Source organism: Pseudomonas soli (genome assembly GCF_900110655.1).
GTDB classification, from domain to species: domain Bacteria; phylum Pseudomonadota; class Gammaproteobacteria; order Pseudomonadales; family Pseudomonadaceae; genus Aquipseudomonas; species Aquipseudomonas soli.
Window position 1 is genome coordinate 648,894 of the sequence record NZ_FOEQ01000003.1, and the last position, 20,243, is coordinate 669,136.

A 20,243-nucleotide genomic window follows, 5' to 3' on the forward strand; every position below is an offset into this window, starting at 1 on the left:
CCGCGCTTTGGATCGCACCCTCCACGGGTGATACTGAACAATAAGAAGGGGGCCATGGCCCCCATGCGATTGGAGTAGCGAAGTGACCGAATTGACCCTCAAGCCCGGCACCCTGACCCTGGCCCAGCTGCGCGCCATCCACGCCGCGCCCGTGCGCCTGCAGCTCGATGCCAGCGCCGCGCCCGCCATCGACGCCAGCGTCGCCTGCGTCGAGCAGATCATCGCCGAAGACCGTACCGCCTACGGCATCAACACCGGTTTCGGCCTGCTGGCCTCGACCCGCATCGCCAGCCACGACCTGGAAAACCTGCAGCGCTCGCTGGTGCTGTCCCACGCCGCCGGTATCGGCGCGCCGCTGGACGACGACCTGGTGCGGCTGATCATGGTGCTCAAGATCAACAGCCTCAGCCGTGGCTTCTCTGGCATCCGCCGCAAAGTCATCGATGCGCTGATCGGCCTGGTCAACGCCGAAGTCTATCCGCACATCCCGCTGAAAGGTTCGGTCGGCGCCTCCGGCGACCTGGCGCCGCTGGCGCACATGTCGCTGGTGCTGCTGGGCGAAGGCAAGGCCCGTTACAAGGGCCAATGGTTGCCGGCCACCGAAGCCCTGGCCGTCGCCGGCCTGGAGCCACTGACCCTGGCCGCGAAAGAGGGCCTGGCCCTGCTCAACGGCACCCAGGCCTCCACCGCCTATGCCCTGCGTGGCCTGTTCCAGGCCGAAGACCTGTACGCCGCGGCCATCGCCTGTGGCGGTCTGAGCGTCGAGGCGGCGCTGGGTTCGCGCTCGCCGTTCGATGCGCGCATCCATGAAGTGCGCGGCCAGCGTGGCCAGATCGATACCGCCGCCTGCTTCCGCGACCTGCTGGGCGATTCCAGCGAAGTCTCGCTGTCGCACAAGAACTGCGACAAGGTGCAGGATCCGTACTCCCTGCGCTGCCAGCCGCAAGTCATGGGCGCCTGCCTGACCCAGATCCGCCAGGCCGCCGAGGTGCTGGGCATCGAAGCCAACGCCGTGTCGGACAACCCTCTGGTGTTCGCCGCCGAGGGCGACGTGATCTCCGGTGGCAACTTCCACGCAGAACCCGTGGCCATGGCTGCCGACAACCTGGCCCTGGCCATCGCCGAGATCGGCTCGCTGAGCGAGCGCCGCATCTCGCTGATGATGGACAAGCACATGTCCCAGCTGCCGCCGTTCCTGGTGGAAAACGGTGGTGTGAACTCCGGCTTCATGATCGCCCAGGTCACCGCTGCCGCCCTGGCCAGCGAGAACAAGGCACTGTCGCACCCGCACAGCGTCGACAGCCTGCCGACTTCGGCCAACCAGGAAGACCATGTGTCGATGGCCCCGGCCGCCGGCAAGCGCCTGTGGGAAATGGCCGAGAACACCCGTGGCGTGCTGGCCATCGAATGGCTGGGCGCCTGCCAGGGCCTGGACCTGCGCAAGGGCCTGAAGACCTCGGTCAAGCTGGAACTGGCGCGCCAGGCGCTGCGTCGCGAAGTGCCGCACTATGACCGCGACCGTTTCTTCTCGCCGGATATCGAGGCGGCTGCCGCGTTGCTGGCCAAAGGCACGCTGACCGGGCTGCTGCCGGTGGGCGTCCTGCCAAGCCTGTAACGCCCTCGGGGCCGCTTTGCGGCCCATCGCCGGCAAGCCGGCTCCCACAACTGCTTGTGTGGGAGCCGGCTTGCCGGCGATTGGGCTGCGCAGCAGACCCCATCCCGATATCACGACCAGAACAACAATAAGGACGTGACATGCAACAAGCTCAAGGTCTCAAGCGCGGGCTATCGGCCCGGCACATCCGTTTCATGGCGCTCGGTTCGGCAATCGGTACCGGGCTTTTCTACGGTTCGGCCTCGGCCATCCAGATGGCTGGCCCGGCCGTGCTGCTGGCCTACCTGATCGGCGGCGCCGCGGTGTTCATGGTCATGCGTGCCCTCGGCGAAATGGCCGTGCACAATCCGGTGTCCGGCTCCTTCGGCCACTACGCCAGCACCTACCTCGGCCCCATGGCCGGCTTCATCCTCGGCTGGACCTACGCCTTCGAGATGGTCATCGTCGCCATCGCCGATGTCACGGCCTTCGGGATCTACATGGGTTTCTGGTTCCCCGAAGTGGCACGCTGGATCTGGGTGCTGGGTATTGTCTTCCTGATCGGTGGCCTGAACCTGTGCAACGTGCGGGTGTTCGGCGAGATGGAGTTCTGGCTGTCGCTGCTCAAGGTCGGGGCCATCGTCGCGATGATCCTCGCAGGTCTCGGCATCATGGCCTTCGGCTTCAGCCAGGTGGGCAGCGGGCACGCCGTCGGGGTGAGCAACCTGTTCGAACATGGCGGCTTCATGCCCAATGGCGTCAGTGGCCTGATCGCCTCATTCGCGGTGGTGATGTTCGCCTTCGGCGGCATCGAGATCATCGGCGTCACCGCAGGTGAAGCGAAAGACCCGCAACGGGTGATCCCGAAAGCGATCAACGCCGTGCCGCTGCGCATCCTGCTGTTCTACGTGCTGACCCTGTTCGTGCTGATGTGCCTGTACCCCTGGCCGCAGATCGGCAGCCAGGGCAGCCCGTTTGTGCAGATATTCAGCAACCTGGGGATTGGCTCGGCGGCGGCGGTGCTTAACATCGTGGTGATTTCGGCAGCCATTTCCGCGATCAACAGCGACATCTTCGGCGCTGGCCGGATGATGTACGGCCTGTCCCAGCACGGCCAGGCGCCGCGTGGCTTTGGCAAGCTGTCCAGGCACGGCGTGCCGTGGATGACCGTGGTGGTGATGGGCGCGGCGTTGCTGGTGGGCGTGCTGCTCAACTACCTGATTCCGGAGAACGTGTTCCTGCTGATCGCTTCGATCGCCACCTTCGCCACTGTGTGGGTGTGGCTGATGATCCTGGTCACCCAGGTGGCCATGCGTCGCAGCATGAGCCGCGAAGAAGTCGCCCAGCTCAAGTTCCCCGTGCCGTTCTGGCCCTATGGTCCGGCGATGGCCATTGCTTTCATGCTGTTCATCTTCGGTGTGCTGGGTTACTTCCCGGATACCCAGGCGGCATTGATCGTCGGCGTTATCTGGGTCGTGTTCCTGGTCGCTTCCTACCTGCTGTGGTGCAAGCCGCGCGCAGGTGACGGCGAGCCGGTCCGTGAACCTGCCGAGCTGCACCGTTGAGTCTTACAAGGAGATCCTGATGAGAACCCTCTGGCAGCACTGCCATGCGGCAACCATGGCCGAGGGCCGCTACTCGATCATCGAGGATGCGGCGATCGTCACCAGCGCCGGCCTGATCGAATGGATCGGCCCACGTGACGAGGTGCCGCCAGTGGCGGCCGATCGCATCGTCGACCTCGGCGGTGCCTGGGTTACCCCGGGGTTGATCGACTGCCACACCCACGCGGTGTTCGGCGGCAACCGCAGCGGCGAGTTCGAGCAGCGCCTGCAAGGCGTCAGCTATGCCGAGATCGCCGCTCAGGGCGGCGGCATCGCCAGCACCGTGCGAGCTACCCGTGCCGCCAGCGAGGACGAACTGCTGGTGAGTGCCCGTCAGCGCGTCCAGACGCTGATGCGCGACGGTGTGACCACGATCGAGATCAAGTCCGGTTACGGCCTGGACCTCGAGAGCGAGCGCAAGATGTTGCGTGTCGCCCGGCGCCTGGGTGAGGAACTGCCCGTGACCGTGCGCAGCACCTGCCTGGCGGCCCATGCCCTGCCGCCGGAATTTGCGGGGCGGGCCGACGACTACATCGCCCATATCTGCGACGTCATGCTCCCGGCATTGGCTGCCGAGGGCCTGGTGGACGCGGTGGATGCGTTCTGTGAACACCTGGCGTTCTCCCCAGCCCAGGTCGAGCGGGTATTCATCAAGGCTCGTGAGTTGGGACTGCCGGTGAAACTGCACGCCGAGCAACTGTCGTCGCTGCACGGTTCGAGCCTGGCGGCGCGTTACCACGCTCTGTCGGCCGATCACCTGGAGTTCATGACCGAAGAAGACGCCATCGCTATGGCCGAGGCCGGCACGGTGGCGGTGCTGCTGCCGGGGGCGTTCTACTTCCTGCGCGAAACCCAGCTTCCGCCGATGGATGCCCTGCGCCAGCACGGCGTGAAGATCGCCCTGGCCAGCGACCTCAATCCCGGTACCTCGCCGGGGCTGTCGCTGCGCCTGATGTTGAACATGGGCTGCACCTGTTTCCGCATGACCCCCGAGGAAGCTTTGGCCGGTGTCACCGTGCACGCCGCCACGGCGCTGGGCCTGGGCGATAGCCATGGTTCGCTGGAAGAGGGCAAGGTCGCGGACTTCATCGCCTGGCAGATCGAACGCCCCGCCGACCTCAGCTACTGGCTCGGCGGCGACCTGCCCAAGCGCGTGGTGCGCCTGGGCCATGAGATATCCAATTGAGCGAGGGCATATGGACAAAGTATTGAGTTTTCATCAGGGCCGTCTGCCGCTGCTGATCAGCATGCCCCACGCCGGGCTGGGCCTGACCGATGCGGTGCGCGACGGCCTGGTGGACCAGGCGCGCAGCCTGCCGGACACCGACTGGCACATCCCGCGCCTGTATGACTTCGCCCGCGACTTGGGCGCCAGCGTGGTGACGGCGGAGTATTCGCGTTTCGTCATCGACCTCAACCGGCCGGATGACGACAAGCCACTGTATGCCGGTGCCACCACCGGTCTGTACCCGGCCACGCTGTTCGAGGGAGAGCCGCTGTTCAAGGACGGGCTGGAACCGACTGGCGAGCAGCGCAAACAGTACCTGGAGCAGATCTGGCGCCCTTACCACGACACCATTCGCAACGAGTTGGAGCGTCTGCGCGAGCACTTCGGCTACGCCCTGTTGTGGGATGCCCACTCGATCCGCTCGCTGATCCCGCACCTGTTCGACGGCAAGCTGCCGGACTTCAACCTGGGCACCTTCAACGGTGCAAGTTGCGACCCGGAGCTGGCTCAACGGCTGGAGGGGGTATGCGCTGCGGCGCAGGGCTATAGCCATGTGCTCAATGGTCGCTTCAAGGGTGGGCACATCACCCGCCACTATGGCGACCCGTCCAACCACATTCACGCGGTGCAGCTGGAACTGGCGCAGAGTACCTACATGGAGGAACACGCGCCGTACCTTTATCGACAGGACTTGGCGCAGCCCACGCAGGCTGTCCTGCGCGCATTGCTGCAGGCCTTGTTGGACTGGGGCCGCGCGCGCTACGTCCAATAGGCTGAAAGTGCCCCTGCCTGGGGCACTGAACATTGGTCAGTCGTGCGTGAAGTAAGGCCGCGTCAGTGTCTGAAGCAACTCCCGCTCTTCCTGTTCTTTGTCCTCCATCAGCCCCTGTTGCAGCGCCAGCTCTTCCTGCAACGGCAGGTCCAAAGCGCTCAGCTCCTGCACGCGCCTACCGAAACGTTGGTTGATCCTCCCGAACCGGTCGGTGTACTCGGCGCGCAGGCGCTCGGTCCAATAGCGGTTTGCCAGCAGATACTGCATGAACGAATCGCCGCTTTCTCTTCCCCTGACCTGCTCCAGCACGCTTGCCAGTTCACCTTGCGCAAGCTGGGCAGCGCTTCGAAAGCGCATGCTGTCAGCGATTGGCAAGTCCAGTTCGGCGGCGAGCTCGCGGCGGTATGCCAGGCGTACCGAAACATGGTCGCCAGGAGTGGTGCGTTGGCTGGCAAGTACTTCGAGCTGCCCCATGCGGTACAACTGGCGCAGGCGTCGGAACAGCGTCTGCAATGTGTCACCAGCATCGGTCAGCACTCGGCTGTTCATGACATAGATTTCGATGTTGTTGAACGCCTGGAGCGCACCGTCGTGGCAGGTCTGAGAGTCGTTTATCGGGTCGGGCAATGCTTCTGCGGCAATCACGCTCATGGTGGGCCTCAACTCGTCGTGAGTCGCCGCAGTCACCAACATCAGACGCACGCGCTCGCAGAAGTCGGCTTGCGAGCTCATGTCCACATAGGGCGCGGCGTTGCGCAAACGCCCAGCCAGGCGCAGCAGGTTGTTACCGTCCTCCAACCGTTGCAGCGTCTCCCAGCAATTGTGCAGGGCTTCGTTCTGCGCTTCGGTGCCAAGCGCCCATAGTTCGACTCTTGGGGTGTCGTCACCGGCGAGGGGAAAGTGCGGGTGGTCGGTCAGCGACCCTTCACTCGTGCTATCGGTAAGCATCAGGTTGTCAGGGTCAAGGGCAAAGGTGAAGCTGTGCTGGCTCTCCGAGTAAGCGCGCAGGCGCGTCAGGGTATCGAGTGCCAACGGGTTGTCAAACAACGCAATCGATGAGATAGGCATCCGGTTTTCGAGGTTGTTAAGCACGAAATCCGGTAATTGCGAAATGTTGTTGTTGCTCAAGTCCAGCAGTTCCAATGGCAACAAGCGTTCACACCAGGCTGGCCAGGTTTGCAATCCCATGTTGCTCAGCGTCAACGAAGTGAGGCTCGTGGCCAGGCGTGCAGGTACCTCGGTGATGGCCCCCATTCGATTACCGGAGAGGTCCAGGGAAGTGAGGTTGTGCAGTCGACCGAATGCCTGGAGCATATTCTGGTCAATTTCCAGCCCCATGCCACGAAATTCCAAATGAACCAATCGCGGCAGGTGCGCAAGGGCCGAGGCGAGCGTCTGCGTGGCGGCCACGTGTGCGTCGATGGTCAGGCGGGTTATGTGGGGGAAGTGCCTGAGTAGCTCGCCGAGCTGCTCACTGGAGCCGCTTACCCGGCTGAGCGTCAACGCGTTCACGTGTTCGCTGAAAAATGACGGCAGCCTGCGCGGAAAATTTTCAATGGCCACATCCGCGAGCTGTAATCGCAGATAGCGCAAGCCCCGTTCCTGGTTTTCCCAGAACTGGCGGATCGCGCTGGCGATGCGCTGGCGGTCTTCCAGCATGGCCTGTGTCAAAGGCTGGTTCGAGCTTGACGCTTGCGCCCAGCCATCGATGGCGTCGCGCAGTTGGTCCCGCTCCCGACGGACTCGATCCAGCCGTTGGGTGAGTTCAGGCGATCGGTCGACATGGATGCGCGACGTCATCCCGCTTTCATTCAGCAGCAAGCGCTGCAGGTGGTCTTCGTTTATATCATTGCCCTCCAGCGAGAGCATTGTACCGCCGAGGGCGAGCTCGGGTTGGTCGAGGAGGAATGTCGGAAGCGACCTCAGGTTGTTGTTGCGTAGCGAAACATGCGCAATTCGCCCCAGCGCGTCGCCGCCCAGCCCGATGGGCCATTGGCTGATTTGCATGTCATCCAGGCCGAGATAATCCAGCGATAGCTGATGTAGGCTTGGGCTGTCGCGCTGGGCAAACCGGTTGCCACTCAGATCCAGACGGCGCAGCTCGGGCAGACTGGACAGTTCTGCCATGTGCATCGCACTGAGCGGGATGTTCTGATTGGTGAAAGTCAGCACTCGCAAGCCAGGCAGGTGCTGGCTGATCGTGCCGATACTGTAGAGGAAGGACGAGGGTGCCGCCCGCAATTCGAAGGGCCGGGTGATCACCAGTTCCTCGAGCTGCGGCATCTGCCGCAGCAGGCGTTGCAGCAGACGCTCATGCTGAGCCCAGCCTGAATTGTTGTCTGCTGCCGAACCGATCAAGCGCAGCCGGCGCACACGCGAGGTGAAGTGTGCGGGCAAATTCATCGGAATGTCGGCCAGGCGCACGTGGTTCAGGCTTAGCTGCGCAGCGTGTTGGTTGCTCTCCTCAAGCGCGCTGTCGTACCAGTGCTGGATGATTTCGGTGCGCACATTGGCGTGCTCCAAGGCTTCCTGATCTGAGCCTGAAAAGATCCCCTCGTACCATTCGTCCAGCCTGCTCTGGAGTTCAAGGCGCTGTTCCAGCAACTGTTGAAGGTGATCGAGGACTTGCACTTGAGTGCGGCCGGTACTGGTAATCATCATCAATATCTGCTCTGTGGACCTGCGCGTGTGTTCAGGCAGGCCGGTCGCCGCGATCGCATCGAGCAGCGCCTGGCGGCTGACACCCGTGGCCGCGGCACCGCCACTCAGCGGGTAACCAACGCGGCCATCGGCGAGGCGCATGGGGGAGCGATAGCCTGGCTTCACGGGGCGCATGCCGAGCACCTGGCGTAGTGGCGCGCGGGGCAGGGCATTTTGTTGCAGCAACCGGCGCAACGCGGCTTCGTCGCTGACAGCCAGCTGCACCATGACCTGGGGCAGAGCCTCGAACAGGGCACCGTATAGGTTGGTCAGGGGCCTCATCGGTCTACCCGCCAGCGGCGCGGCATGGACGATGTAACCCGCATGCGCGCACGTGACGGTAGCACGCAATGAGGCGTCCATCGGGCCGACGCTCGCGTGTTGGCTTGGCCAGAATCGGTATTGGCGCAGTTCCAGGTAGGTATCTGCAGGCCATTGGGGCAGTTGTTGCAAGGTGTGGATGATCAGCCGGTCTATGTCCCAGCTCCGCACGCAGTTCAGGTACAGACCTTCGTAGGCGCGTGTCAGGCGAATCTGTTGCTGGTATGCGCGAACTTCCTCGGCCAGACGCAGGGGGACCTTGCCAGCATTGAGCAGTTGCCGCTCCTCGACGCTGGCGTTGCGAACCAGTTCCTCGCCGACTGCGGGCGGCAGTTGCGGGAATACCCGCCGGATGACCTCGGTGCCTGGCTGCCGAGTAGTCGGAAGACCATCATAGGCTCTGGTGAATTCGCCAAATCGGGCGCTGCTGATGGCGCGGTGACCAACTGTCTCGTCCAGCCTGAAGCGCTGCATCGTGTCTTCCAGCAAGGCAGGAAGCCGTTGATTCTTGACCAGGGTCCGGCGCAGTTCGCCTTCGTCAATGTCAGTGATGGCAAGCATGCTGCGTAACGTCGACTCGTCGAAATGCGCGTTCAAGTGGCCAATCCGGCGCAGCAAGGTGGTCCCACTCCAAGTCGTGGGTTGATCGACGACATGCAGCCAGGCGCCAGCACCGTTATGTAGAACCGGCGGCGCGTAGCGCTGGGGCCCGAGCGGGTGTTGTACACGGTAGTCAGCGGTTGCCGATGCGTGTTCGACGATGTAGCGATCGCCCATCGTATCCAGCCAGAGCTTGCCCTGGTGATGCCTGAGGCCCAATGCATCTGGTTCCAGATGGTCGGGCAGGGCATCGCTGCGCCGATAGGGTGTTAGGTCTGGTTTCCAGAGGCGTACCTGGCCATCGGGCATTTCCACGTCCTGCAGTTCCTCGATGAAGGACGGTGTCAGCACAGCAATACGTTCTCGCTCGGGCGCGTGTCTCTCTACACCCTCTGAAGCAGCGGGCGCCCCGGCGCCTGAACTGTTCAGTGCCTTGGTTGCTGTGGCAAGGGCGGCCATCAATGCCACATTTTCGATGACATCGACCAGATAGCCGTAGGCAATGTCGCGTTCGTCGTTCTTCCAGGCGTCGATACCGTCGTACACCTCGAAGGCCAACTGGGTCAGGCTAAGGAGAAGCATCGCCTCCCCAAGCCCTGGTACGAAGAAACCGGCGATGTTCAAGCCGGTCAGCACGCGTCCGAAGACCAGCTTGCGATGGGCCAGGGCGGTGCGCCGGTCGACAATTTCGGTGGGAACGGCGTGGTACAGCGCATCCATCTCGTGACGCTCGGCCTTCTGGAGCGCCATCATCTCCTGAAACCCATGTTTGAACGGTCGGGTGGATGGGTATAGTGCCGCCTGTGGGTCAGACACGCGTTCGTAGAGGCCACGGCTGCTCCATCCGAACGGGGTCAGGCGGCCTGCGAGGCGGCTTTGTACCGAGGCTTTGTCGCGTTCGGCGATGTGTTTGTCCAGGTAGCCGGCGTTGGCCCGCAGTCGTTCGCCCAGCTCGCTGAACAGCGCGTCCAGGGTGGCGAACGCCTTGAGCGGCGTCTCATCATCTTCGGGAATATACAGCGCTTGGCACTTATGCCCATTTGTTTGCCGAGTGATGAGCAGGACGCCGGTCAGTTCGGCTTCCCAGAGGGACATCGTACTGAAGGTGATGCTTGCAGTTGCCTTCGCAGCGGTGTCCAGGCACTGCGCAAGCGCGCTCTCATAAAAGTCACGGTCGATATCGCCCTTGAGGCGAGCAAAGTGCAGAGACTGTCTGAATGCGGAGACTTCGGCGTTGCCCAAGGTTCGATACACATCCAGTGCCTGCTCATCGGCGCTGCGCCTGGGCGTGGCGGCGGGGTAGTAGATGGCATGCACCAGGTCATGGTATCTGGCGCCGATATCCAAGGTGCGGCACAGGTCGGCGAAGGCTTCGGCGGTGAAGTCTATCTGGTTGGTGATGGGTACGGTGCCCATGAAGCGGCGGTGATCGACGATGACGGACTTTTTCAACGGGGCAGCGGGCGCGTCCATGCCATGCTCTTGCGCAGCGCCAGCGTCGAAATTGTGCAATGCGCAGTGCAGCAGCGAGCGGGTTGCCCTGTCGACTGCCTGGCGACCATCAATGGCTGAGGACGTGTCGATCAGGCGGGCGTCGATCAGATAGGTCTTGTCGACGTCGAGCTCCAGGCCGAAGCGATTTTTGATCCCGTCTGCCAGTATCTTCCTGGCGTAGGTTTCCAGTTCGGGAAGTCCTTCGAACAATCTCTGGACGCCGGCCTGGTGTCGTCGATGGCGAGCATGTTCATCCTGCCACGCCTTGGCAACATCTGGTTGTTGCCGGACGGCAGCGGCCAGCCAGTCGGGCCCTCGCTGCCAGTTTTGCAGACCTGCGCGCGTCGCTGGCGTGCTCTCCTTGAGCCAGGTGGGTATTGCCTGCTCGATTGTCGTGTAGTGACGGCCGGGTGAGGTGCTTGCGGTTGCTGGCATGTCTTGCTCCTTTGCCGGGTAGGTGGGAGCAACGGACTATGGGCAGGATGCCTGGCGCGCAAGCTGTAGGTATGTAGGCCGCAGATACCTTGCCTGGCCCAGCGGCTTGTGGGCACCGGTCCATGCAGTCGGAGTGCCGATTTGCCATAGATACATGCTCAAAGCATCATTCAGGTTTATGATGGCCCACGGCTGAACCAAACCTCACACGGAGTGCGCGATGCAGACCCTCTACCCGCAGATCAAACCCTACGCCCGGCACGATCTGGCCGTGGAAGCGCCGCATGTGCTGTACGTCGATGAAAGCGGCTCGCCGGAAGGTCTGCCCGTGGTGTTCATCCACGGCGGCCCGGGCGCCGGTTGCGATGCCCAGAGCCGTTGCTACTTCGACCCCAATCTGTATCGGATCATCACCTTCGACCAACGCGGCTGTGGCCGCTCCACGCCGCATGCGAGCCTGGAGAACAACACCACCTGGCACCTTGTCGAGGACTTGGAGCGCATCCGTGAACACCTTGGCATCGACAAGTGGGTACTGTTCGGCGGATCGTGGGGCTCCACCCTGGCCCTGGCCTATGCCCAGACCCATCCCGAGCGCGTGCATGGGCTGATCCTGCGCGGGATTTTCCTGTGCCGCCCGCAGGAGATCAGCTGGTTCTACCAGGAAGGCGCCAGCCGTCTCTTCCCCGATTACTGGCAGGATTACATCGCACCGATACCACCGGAAGAGCGTGGCGACCTGGTCAAGGCTTTCCACAAGCGCCTGACCGGCAACGACCAGATCGCCCAGATGCACGCCGCCAAGGCCTGGTCCACCTGGGAAGGCCGCACGGCCACCCTGCGGCCGAACCCCTTGGTGGTCGACCGCTTCTCTGAACCCCAGCGCGCTCTGTCCATCGCTCGTATCGAATGTCATTACTTCACCCACAACGCGTTCCTCGAACCTGACCAGCTGATCCGCGACATGCCGAAGATCGCTCATCTGCCGGCAGTAATCGTGCATGGCCGATACGATGTGATCTGCCCGCTGGACAACGCCTGGGCGCTGCACCAGGCCTGGCCGAACAGTGAACTGAAGGTGATCCGCGACGCCGGTCACGCCGCCTCCGAGCCGGGCATCACCGACGCCTTGGTGCGCGCCGCCGACCAGATGGCGCGACGCCTGCTCGACCTGCCCCTGGAAGAGGCATGAAAGGGCTGATCCAGCGTGTGCGCGGCGCACGGGTGGAGGTGGCGGGCGAGATCGTCGGGGCCATCGACCAAGGGTTGCTGGCGCTGGTGGCGGTCGAGCCAGGCGATTCGCCCGAGCATGCCGACAAACTGCTGCACAAGCTGCTGAACTATCGAGTGTTCAGCGACGAGCAGGGCAAGATGAACCGCTCGCTCAAGGATGTCGGCGGTGGCCTGTTGCTGGTGTCACAGTTCACCCTGGCCGCCGACACCCGCAACGGCATGCGCCCGAGCTTCTCGACAGCAGCGCCACCGGCCCTTGGCGCTGCGCTTTTCGACTATCTTTTGAATCAGGCACAAGCTCAGCATCCGCAGGTGGCCAGTGGTCGCTTCGGCGCTGACATGCAGGTGCACCTGGTCAATGATGGCCCGGTAACATTTATGTTACAAATATGAGGTCAAAAAACCCCTTGTTTGGCGAAAACAAGGGGTTTTGTACGATAAATAGTTTGTTCAGCCTGATGCGTTGTAACGCGACCTGCTGGATAATCGCGCGCTGCATGAACCTGCGTTCGCAGGTTCGTTTCACTTTGACTCGAGCATTGTCAGGATCCGTTTGGGGAATCATTACGCCCTCACGGGGTCCGAACAGTGCTCGCCAACCCGGCATTTGTCGCTGGCCGTTGGTTTCATGATCTGTTTTCGGCGAGGATTGCTCGTGATTGTAAGCCCCTGTATTGCACCTAGAATCCCCGGTACCCGGCTGCGCAAGGCACTGTTGGCCGGCGTGGCGCTGGTCGGCCTGATGAGCGCGGGCCAGCTGTGGGCATTCAATCTGGACGATGTTGCAGCCAAGGCAAAGGATCTGGCCGGTCAGAAGTTCGAGGCGCCGAAGAGCAACCTGCCGCCGGTGTTCCGCGACATGAAGTACGCCGACTACCAGAAGATCCGCTTCCTGCAGGAAAAGGCCGAGTGGGCCAAGGACAAGACGCCGTTCAAGCTGTCCTTCTATCACCAGGGCATGCATTTCGACACGCCGGTGACCATCAACGAGATCACCGCCAACAAGGTCAGGGAAATCAAGTACGATCCGAGCCGCTTCGAGTTCGGTGACGTGCCCCATGACGCCGACGCCACCAAGAACCTCGGCTATGCCGGTTTCCGTGTGCTCTACCCGATCAACAAGGCCGACAAGCAGGACGAGATCATGACCCTGCTTGGCGCCAGCTATTTCCGCGTGGTCGGCAAGGGCCACCGCTATGGCCTGTCAGCCCGTGGCCTGGCCATCGACACCGCACTGCCGTCGGGCGAGGAATTCCCGCGCTTCCGCGAATTCTGGATCGAGAAGCCCAAGCCGAACGACAAGCACCTGGTGATCTATGCACTGCTCGACTCGCCGCGCTCCACTGGTGCCTACAAGCTGACCCTGCGTCCGGGCGAGGACACCCTGGTCGACGTCAAGTCGCGCGTCTACCTGCGTGAAAACGTCAGCCGCCTGGGCATCGCCCCGCTGACCAGCATGTACCTGTTCGGCCCCAACCAGCCGTCGAAGATCATGAACTACCGCCCAGCGCTGCATGATTCCGAAGGTCTGGCCATCCACGCCGCCAACGGCGAGTGGCTGTGGCGCCCGTTGAACAACCCGAAACACCTGGCTGTCAGCAACTTCAGCGTAGAGAATCCCCGTGGTTTCGGCCTTCTGCAGCGCCAGCGCGCCTTCAGTGACTATGAAGATCTCGACGACGAGTACGAGAAGCGTCCGAGTGCCTGGATCGAGCCGAAAGGCGACTGGGGCAAGGGCACTGTAGATCTGGTCGAGATTCCGACCGCCGATGAGACCAACGACAACATCGTGGCCTTCTGGAGCCCTGAAAAGCTGCCTGAGCCAGGCAAGCCGTTCGAATACGACTACCGCCTGCGCTGGACCATCAAGGAAGACCAACTGCACTCGCAGGAGCTGGGCTGGGTCAAGCAGACCTTGCGCTCGGCTGGTGACGTCAAGCAGTCCAACCTGATCCGCCAGACTGACGGCAGCGTTGCCCTGCTGGTCGATTTCATCGGCCCGAACCTCGCGGCATTGCCGGCGGACACCGCCGTGCGCAGCCAGGTCAGCGTCGGCGACAACGCCGAAGTGGTCGAGAACAATCTGCGTTACAACCCGGAAACCAAAGGCTGGCGCCTGACCCTGCGCCTGAAGGTGCAGGATCCGAAGAAGTCCACCGAGATGCGCGCCGCGCTGCTGCGTGACGTGCCGGTCGAGCAACCGAAGCCCGCCAAGGAAACCAAGCAGGACAAGGCCGCGGCCAAGCACGCCCACGCCAAGGCTGAGAAAGCCAAGGCCGAGCAGGCTGCCGAGCAACCCGCCGCCGACGCGGCATCCACCAACGGGGCCCCGGCCACCACCGAGAAGGTGCTGACCGAGACCTGGAGCTATCAGTTGCCTGCCGATGAGTAACTCAAGCGCAAGGCCGGAATCGCTTGGCGAATACCTGGCCCACCTCCCCCTGAGCGACGAGCAACGCGCGGAACTCGCCCGTTGCACTTCGTTCAGCGAGCTGCACCAACGCCTGGCGGCCAACCCGGCCGCCGCCACCGCCGAGGCCGTCCAGGCTTCGGTGGGGGCCCGTCTTACCGTAGGCAGCGCCGCCGAACTGGAAGAGGCCGAGATGCTCGGCGTCGATGGCAGCGGCCGCCTGTGCCTGAAGATCGCCCCTCCGATCAAACGCACCAAGGTCGTGCCCGAGCCGTGGCGCACCAACGTGCTGATCCGCATGTGGCGGCGCATGACCGGCCGCACCAACGCCCCACAGCCGCCCAAGCGCGAACTGCCGCCGGCACGCTGGCGCACGGTCGGCTCGATTCGCCGCTATATCCTGCTCACCCTGATGATCGGCCAGACCATCGTTGCCGGCTGGTACATGAAGGGCATCCTGCCGTACCAGGGCTGGTCGTTCGTCGACCTCGACGAAGTCATCCACCAGCCGTTGTGGGACACCGTGGTGCAGGTCTGGCCATATGCGCTGCAGACGTCCATTCTGATCCTTTTCGGTATCCTGTTCTGCTGGGTGTCGGCGGGCTTCTGGACCGCACTGATGGGCTTCCTCGAGCTGCTCACCGGGCGTGACAAGTACCGCATCTCCGGCAGCAGCGCCGGCAACGAGCCGATTCCCGCCGAGGCGCGTACCGCGCTGGTGATGCCGATCTGCAACGAAGACGTGCCACGGGTGTTCGCAGGCCTGCGGGCGACCTTCGAGTCGGTGGCCGCCAGCGGCAACCTTGATCGTTTCGACTTCTTCGTGCTCAGCGATACCAACGACACCGATATCGCCGTGGCCGAACAACAGGCCTGGCTGGACGTGTGTCGCGAGACCAAGGGCTTTGGCCGCATCTTCTATCGTCGTCGCCGGCGCCGGGTGAAGCGCAAGAGCGGCAACCTCGACGACTTCTGCCGTCGCTGGGGGGGCGATTACAAGTACATGGTCGTGCTCGACGCCGACAGCGTCATGAGCGGCGAGTGCCTGAGCAGCCTGGTGCGCCTGATGGAGGCCAACCCGGATGCCGGCATCATCCAGACCGGGCCGAAAGCCTCGGGCATGGATACCCTCTATGCGCGCATGCAGCAGTTCGCCACCCGCGTGTACGGCCCGCTGTTCACCGCCGGCCTGCACTTCTGGCAGCTGGGCGAGTCGCACTATTGGGGCCATAACGCGATCATCCGCATGAAGCCGTTCATCGAGCACTGCGCCTTGGCGCCGTTGCCGGGCAAGGGCGCGTTTGCTGGTGCTATCCTTTCCCACGACTTCGTCGAAGCCGCGTTGATGCGCCGTGCCGGCTGGGGCGTGTGGATCGCCTATGACCTGCCGGGCAGCTACGAAGAGCTGCCGCCAAACCTGCTCGACGAGCTCAAGCGCGACCGTCGCTGGTGCCACGGCAACCTGATGAACTTCCGCCTGTTCCTGGTCAAGGGCATGCACCCGGTGCACCGCGCGGTGTTCCTCACCGGGGTGATGTCGTACCTGTCGGCGCCGTTGTGGTTCCTGTTCCTGGTGCTGTCGACCGCGCTGCTGGCGACCAACACCTTGATGGAGCCGCAATACTTCATCGAGCCGTTCCAGCTCTACCCGCTGTGGCCGCAGTGGCACCCGGAGAAGGCCATCGCGCTGTTCTCCACCACCATCGTGCTGCTGTTCCTGCCCAAGCTGCTCAGCGTCATCCTGATCTGGGCCAAGGGCGCCACCGAGTTCGGCGGGCGTATCAAGGTCACCTTGTCGATGCTGATGGAGATGCTGTTCTCCATGTTGCTGGCACCGGTGCGGATGATCTTCCACACCCGTTTCGTGCTGGCCGCGTTCCTCGGTTGGGCCGCGACCTGGAACTCGCCGCAGCGTGACGATGACTCGACTCCGTGGAGCGAGGCGGTACGTCGCCATGGTCCGCAGACCCTGCTGGGCATCGCCTGGGCCGGCCTGGTGGCCTGGTTGAACCCGAGCTTCCTGTGGTGGCTGGCGCCGATCGTCGGCTCGCTGGTGCTGTCGATCCCGGTCTCGGTGATCTCCAGCCGCACCCGCCTGGGCCTGGCGGCCAAGGACGAGAAGCTGTTCCTCATCCCCGAGGAATATGCGACGCCGCAGGAGCTGCTGGCCACCGACCAGTACACCCACGAGAACCGCTGGCATGCCCTGCACGACGGCTTCGTCCGGGCCGTGGTCGATCCGCGCCAGAACGCCCTGGCCTGTGCCATGGCCACGGCACGTCATGGCCAGGCGGCGCCGATCGAGGCGCTGCGCGTTGAGCGTGTGGCCAAGGCGCTGGAAGTTGGGCCGCAGGGCCTGGACCTGAACACCCGCCTGGCGCTGCTCAGCGACCCGGTGGCGCTGTCGCGCCTGCACGAGCAGGTATGGGCCGGGCACAACACGGCGTGGATCGATGTATGGCGCGCTTCCATCGCCAACGACCCGCACTCGCCGCTGCTGCCGTTGCATCCGGAGAACGTGGTCCAGCCAGCACTGGCATGATCGCGTCGCACCGATAATCGCGGGGCAGGCCGGGCCGCCGCATCGCCGCTCCCACGCCGTATCAGCGTTGCGTGGGAGCGGCGATGCGGCGGCCCGACTTGCCCCGCGATTGTTTTACCCTCATCGATTTTTGGCCAACAAAGTCCCCACCGGCTCTAGGTCCCGGCCTTCGCATGCGTTAGCATCCGTCCCGACATTACGCATCGGTCTGTAGGACCGTGCTTACAAAAAAAATCTGCGTACTTCTTGCTAGGGGACTTGGTGATGATGAAGAAATACCTGTCGCGGCTGCTGGTAGGTGCGACCGCCCTGATCGCGGTAGCCACCGCCCAGGCCGGCGCCATCGATGACGCGGTCAAGCGCGGCACCCTGCGTGTGGGCATGGACCCGACCTACATGCCGTTTGAAATGACCAACAAGCGTGGCGAGATCATCGGCTTCGAGGTCGACATCCTCAAGGCCATGGCCAAGTCCATGGGCGTAAAGCTGGAGATGGTCTCCACCGCCTACGACGGCATCATTCCGGCACTGATGACCGACAAGTTCGACTTCATCGGCAGTGGCATGACCCTGACCCAGGAGCGCAACCTGCGCCTGAACTTCAGCGAGCCCTTCATCGTCGTCGGCCAGACCCTGCTGATCCGCAAGGAGCTGGCGGGCGAGATCAAGTCGTACAAGGACCTGAATAACGAGAAGTACCGTCTCACTTCCAAGCTCGGCACCACTGGCGAGATGGTCGCTAAGAAGCTGATCGGCAAGGCCAAGTACCACGGCTACGACAACGAGCAGGAAGGGGTGATGGATGTAGTCAACGGCAAGGCCGACGCCTTCGTCTACGACTCGCCCTACAACGTGGTGGCCGTGGAGAAGGCCGGCGCTGGCAAGCTGGTGTTCCTGGAAGAGCCCTTCACCTACGAGCCGCTGGCCTTCGGCCTGAAGAAGGGCGACTACGACAGCATCAACTACATCAACAACTTCCTGCACCAGATCAAGCATGACGGGACCTACGATCGTATCCACGACAAGTGGTTCAAGAACAAGGACTGGCTGAAGGAAATGGAATAAGGCCTGGGCCAAAAAACCAAGCGCTGACCTCGACGCGCAGGCGAACCCTGCGCGTTCGCATTTACGGAAGTACCCCACGTGATCAAACACAAGAAAGCACAGTGGCCGTGGCACGGGCTGACCGCGCTGGTCCTGGTGGGCCTGGCGATCAGCTTGTACCTGGCCACCTCGATGATTTCCTACGAGTGGCGCTGGAACCGCGTTCCGCAATACTTCGCCTACAAGGCCGAGGAAACCCAGCGTGCCGCCAACCCTGGCACGGTCGAGGAAATCGTGGTCTCCGGCGACAACGCCCGGGTCACCCTGAAGAGCGAGAGCGGCGACACCCAGTTCGTCGAAGTGGCCAAGGACAGCATGCTGCTGGCCCGTGGCGACGACGTCGCCGAGGGCGATGCCATCGGCGTCACCCGCCACTGGGCCGCTGGGCCTTTGGCCTGGGGCCTTTGGACCACGCTGTGGATCTCGGTCATATCCGGCGCCCTGGGCCTGGTTATCGGCCTGTTCGCCGGGCTCTGCCGGCTGTCGAGCAACCCCACCCTGCGTGACCTGTCCACGGTCTATGTCGAACTGGTGCGCGGCACGCCGCTGCTGGTACAGATCTTCATCTTCTACTTCTTCATCGGCACCGTGCTCAATCTGTCCCGGGAGTTTGCCGGGGTAGCGGCGTTGGCACTGTTCACTGGCGCCTACGTGGCCGAGATCGTCCGTGCCGGGGTGCAGTCGATCGCCAAGGGCCAGAACGAGGCGGCTCGCTCGCTCGGCCTGAATGGCGCGCAGTCCATGCGCCACGTGATCCTGCCCCAGGCGTTCAAACGCGTACTGCCGCCGCTGGCGGGGCAGTTCATCAGCCTGGTCAAGGACACTTCGCTGGTGTCGGTGATCGCCATCACCGAGCTGACCAAGAGCGGTCGCGAGGCCATCACCACCTCGTTCTCGACCTTCGAGATCTGGTTCTGCGTGGCGGGGCTGTACTTGCTGATCAACCTGCCGCTGTCGCACATTGCCAGCCGGCTCGAGCGGAGGCTTGCGCAAAGTGATTGAAGTCCGTGACCTGCTTAAAGTCTTCGACACCCGCGGCCAAGTGGTGCGTGCGGTGGACAACGTCACCACCCAGGTCGCCAAGGGCGAAGTGGTGGTGGTGCTGGGCCCGTCCGGTTCGGGCAAGTCCACCTTCCTGCGTTGCTTGAACGGCCTGGAGCATTTCGACCAGGGCCATGTGTCCATCAATGGCGTGCAGCTGGACGACCCTAAGACCGATATCAACGCCTACCGCCGTGAAGTCGGCATGGTGTTCCAGCACTTCAACCTGTTCCCGCACATGACTGTGCTGGAGAACCTGTGCTTGGCGCAGAAAGTGGTACGCAAGCGCAACAAGGCCGATCGTGAAGCCAAGGCCCGGGCGTTGCTGGAAAAGGTCGGTATCGCCCAGAAGGCCAACGAGTACCCGTCGCGCCTCTCAGGTGGCCAGCAGCAGCGGGTAGCCATCGCCCGCGCCCTGGCGATGGATCCGAAGGTGATGTTGTTCGACGAACCGACCTCGGCGCTCGACCCGGAGATGGTCGGGGAGGTGCTGGATGTGATGAAGACCCTGGCCCAGGAAGGCATGACCATGGTCTGCGTGACGCACGAGATGGGCTTTGCCCGGGAAGTGGCGGATCGGGTGTTGTTCTTCGATCACGGCAAGCTGTTGGAAGATTCGCCGCCAAAGGCGTTCTTCGATGCGCCGAAGGACCCTCGGGCCCAGGCGTTCTTGCGGCAAGTTTTGTGAGGATGTTGAGGCCTGCGTAATTCGTGGGTGAAATATATCTGATCAAACTGTTCAGGCCTCTTGCCATATATTGGTGAGAGGCCTGGTTGTCGAAATACCTCTAGCCTCCAATCAAAGAACGCTCTCTCTTGATCTTGATCTTGATCTTGATCTTGATCTTGATCTTGATCTTGATCTTGATCTTGATCTGCTTTTGCTTCTAGGTGCGCGATAGTTCAGGCGACACAAATTGCGACTTCAGGAGGCCGAACGCAGGTCTTGCGGAGGGAGGTGACGGGCATGGATGCCCGTCAAGCGCTGCGCCCCAGGATGGGGCGTTCAGCGCGGTCCTCCCGGGAGCAAGGCCGGAGTGAGGGGACCCCGGAGCGAAGCGTAGGGGCCGGATGAATGGAGCGATGTACGGATCACCCACATGGGTTACACAAAAGTTCACTCACATAGGTGAAAACACCTTGAGTGTTACATAACCATCAGTGG

At 62.9% G+C, this 20,243-nt stretch carries 12 protein-coding genes; 11 read left to right on the top strand and 1 reads right to left on the bottom strand.

Annotated features, from left to right (window positions below; genetic code table 11):
* Positions 1-82: 82 nt before the first annotated feature.
* From hutH to hutG, 4 genes are all read left to right on the top strand, one after another.
* Positions 83-1,615, top strand: coding sequence for a histidine ammonia-lyase (gene hutH / locus BMY03_RS11025; protein ID WP_038706938.1), 1,533 nt, complete (start codon positions 83-85; stop codon positions 1,613-1,615).
* A gap of 140 nt (positions 1,616-1,755) precedes the next feature.
* Entirely contained in the window at positions 1,756-3,159 is a 1,404-nt protein-coding gene (locus BMY03_RS11030) for an amino acid permease (RefSeq protein WP_023632099.1), read from the top strand.
* Positions 3,160-3,178: 19 nt separating this feature from the next.
* Entirely contained in the window at positions 3,179-4,384 is a 1,206-nt protein-coding gene (hutI, locus tag BMY03_RS11035) for an imidazolonepropionase (protein ID WP_094011050.1), read from the top strand.
* Positions 4,385-4,394: 10 nt separating this feature from the next.
* Positions 4,395-5,198 carry an N-formylglutamate deformylase gene (gene hutG, locus BMY03_RS11040; RefSeq protein ID WP_094011051.1) on the top strand — a complete coding sequence of 268 codons (804 nt, stop codon included), beginning with the start codon at positions 4,395-4,397 and terminating at the stop codon, positions 5,196-5,198.
* 36 nt (positions 5,199-5,234) lie between these two features.
* Here hutG and BMY03_RS11045 read toward each other — a convergent pair whose 3' ends face one another.
* Positions 5,235-10,748 (bottom strand): dermonecrotic toxin domain-containing protein, encoded by a 5,514-nt coding sequence (locus tag BMY03_RS11045; protein WP_244891308.1) that lies wholly within the window; start codon positions 10,746-10,748, stop codon positions 5,235-5,237.
* A gap of 220 nt (positions 10,749-10,968) precedes the next feature.
* Here BMY03_RS11045 and pip point away from each other — a divergent pair, with 220 nt between their 5' ends.
* The 7 genes from pip to BMY03_RS11080 all read left to right on the top strand — a co-directional run bounded on the left by pip (position 10,969) and on the right by BMY03_RS11080 (position 19,766).
* On the top strand, positions 10,969-11,940 hold the full coding sequence (gene pip, locus BMY03_RS11050) for a prolyl aminopeptidase (protein WP_038706936.1): 972 nt from the start codon (positions 10,969-10,971) through the stop codon (positions 11,938-11,940).
* Positions 11,937-12,374, top strand: a complete 438-nt coding sequence (gene dtd / locus BMY03_RS11055) for a D-aminoacyl-tRNA deacylase (protein WP_023629093.1) — start codon at positions 11,937-11,939, stop codon at positions 12,372-12,374. The genes pip and dtd overlap by 4 nt, the downstream gene beginning before the upstream one ends.
* A gap of 262 nt (positions 12,375-12,636) precedes the next feature.
* The gene (locus BMY03_RS11060) at positions 12,637-14,373 is read left to right on the top strand and encodes a glucan biosynthesis protein G (RefSeq protein ID WP_081941296.1); all 1,737 of its coding nucleotides are present in this window, start codon (positions 12,637-12,639) and stop codon (positions 14,371-14,373) included.
* Positions 14,366-16,933: a glucans biosynthesis glucosyltransferase MdoH gene (gene mdoH, locus BMY03_RS11065; RefSeq protein ID WP_038706934.1), complete on the top strand. Its 2,568-nt coding sequence runs from the start codon at positions 14,366-14,368 to the stop codon at positions 16,931-16,933. The genes BMY03_RS11060 and mdoH overlap by 8 nt, the downstream gene beginning before the upstream one ends.
* A 267-nt stretch (positions 16,934-17,200) precedes the next feature.
* Positions 17,201-17,998, top strand: a complete 798-nt coding sequence (locus BMY03_RS11070; protein WP_167335937.1) for a transporter substrate-binding domain-containing protein — start codon at positions 17,201-17,203, stop codon at positions 17,996-17,998.
* Positions 17,999-18,076: 78 nt separating this feature from the next.
* Complete coding sequence (locus BMY03_RS11075) at positions 18,077-19,039, top strand: amino acid ABC transporter permease (RefSeq protein WP_023631233.1); 963 nt, start codon at positions 18,077-18,079, stop codon at positions 19,037-19,039.
* Positions 19,032-19,766 (top strand): amino acid ABC transporter ATP-binding protein, encoded by a 735-nt coding sequence (locus BMY03_RS11080; RefSeq protein WP_094011062.1) that lies wholly within the window; start codon positions 19,032-19,034, stop codon positions 19,764-19,766. The genes BMY03_RS11075 and BMY03_RS11080 overlap by 8 nt, the downstream gene beginning before the upstream one ends.
* Positions 19,767-20,243 lie beyond the last annotated feature (477 nt).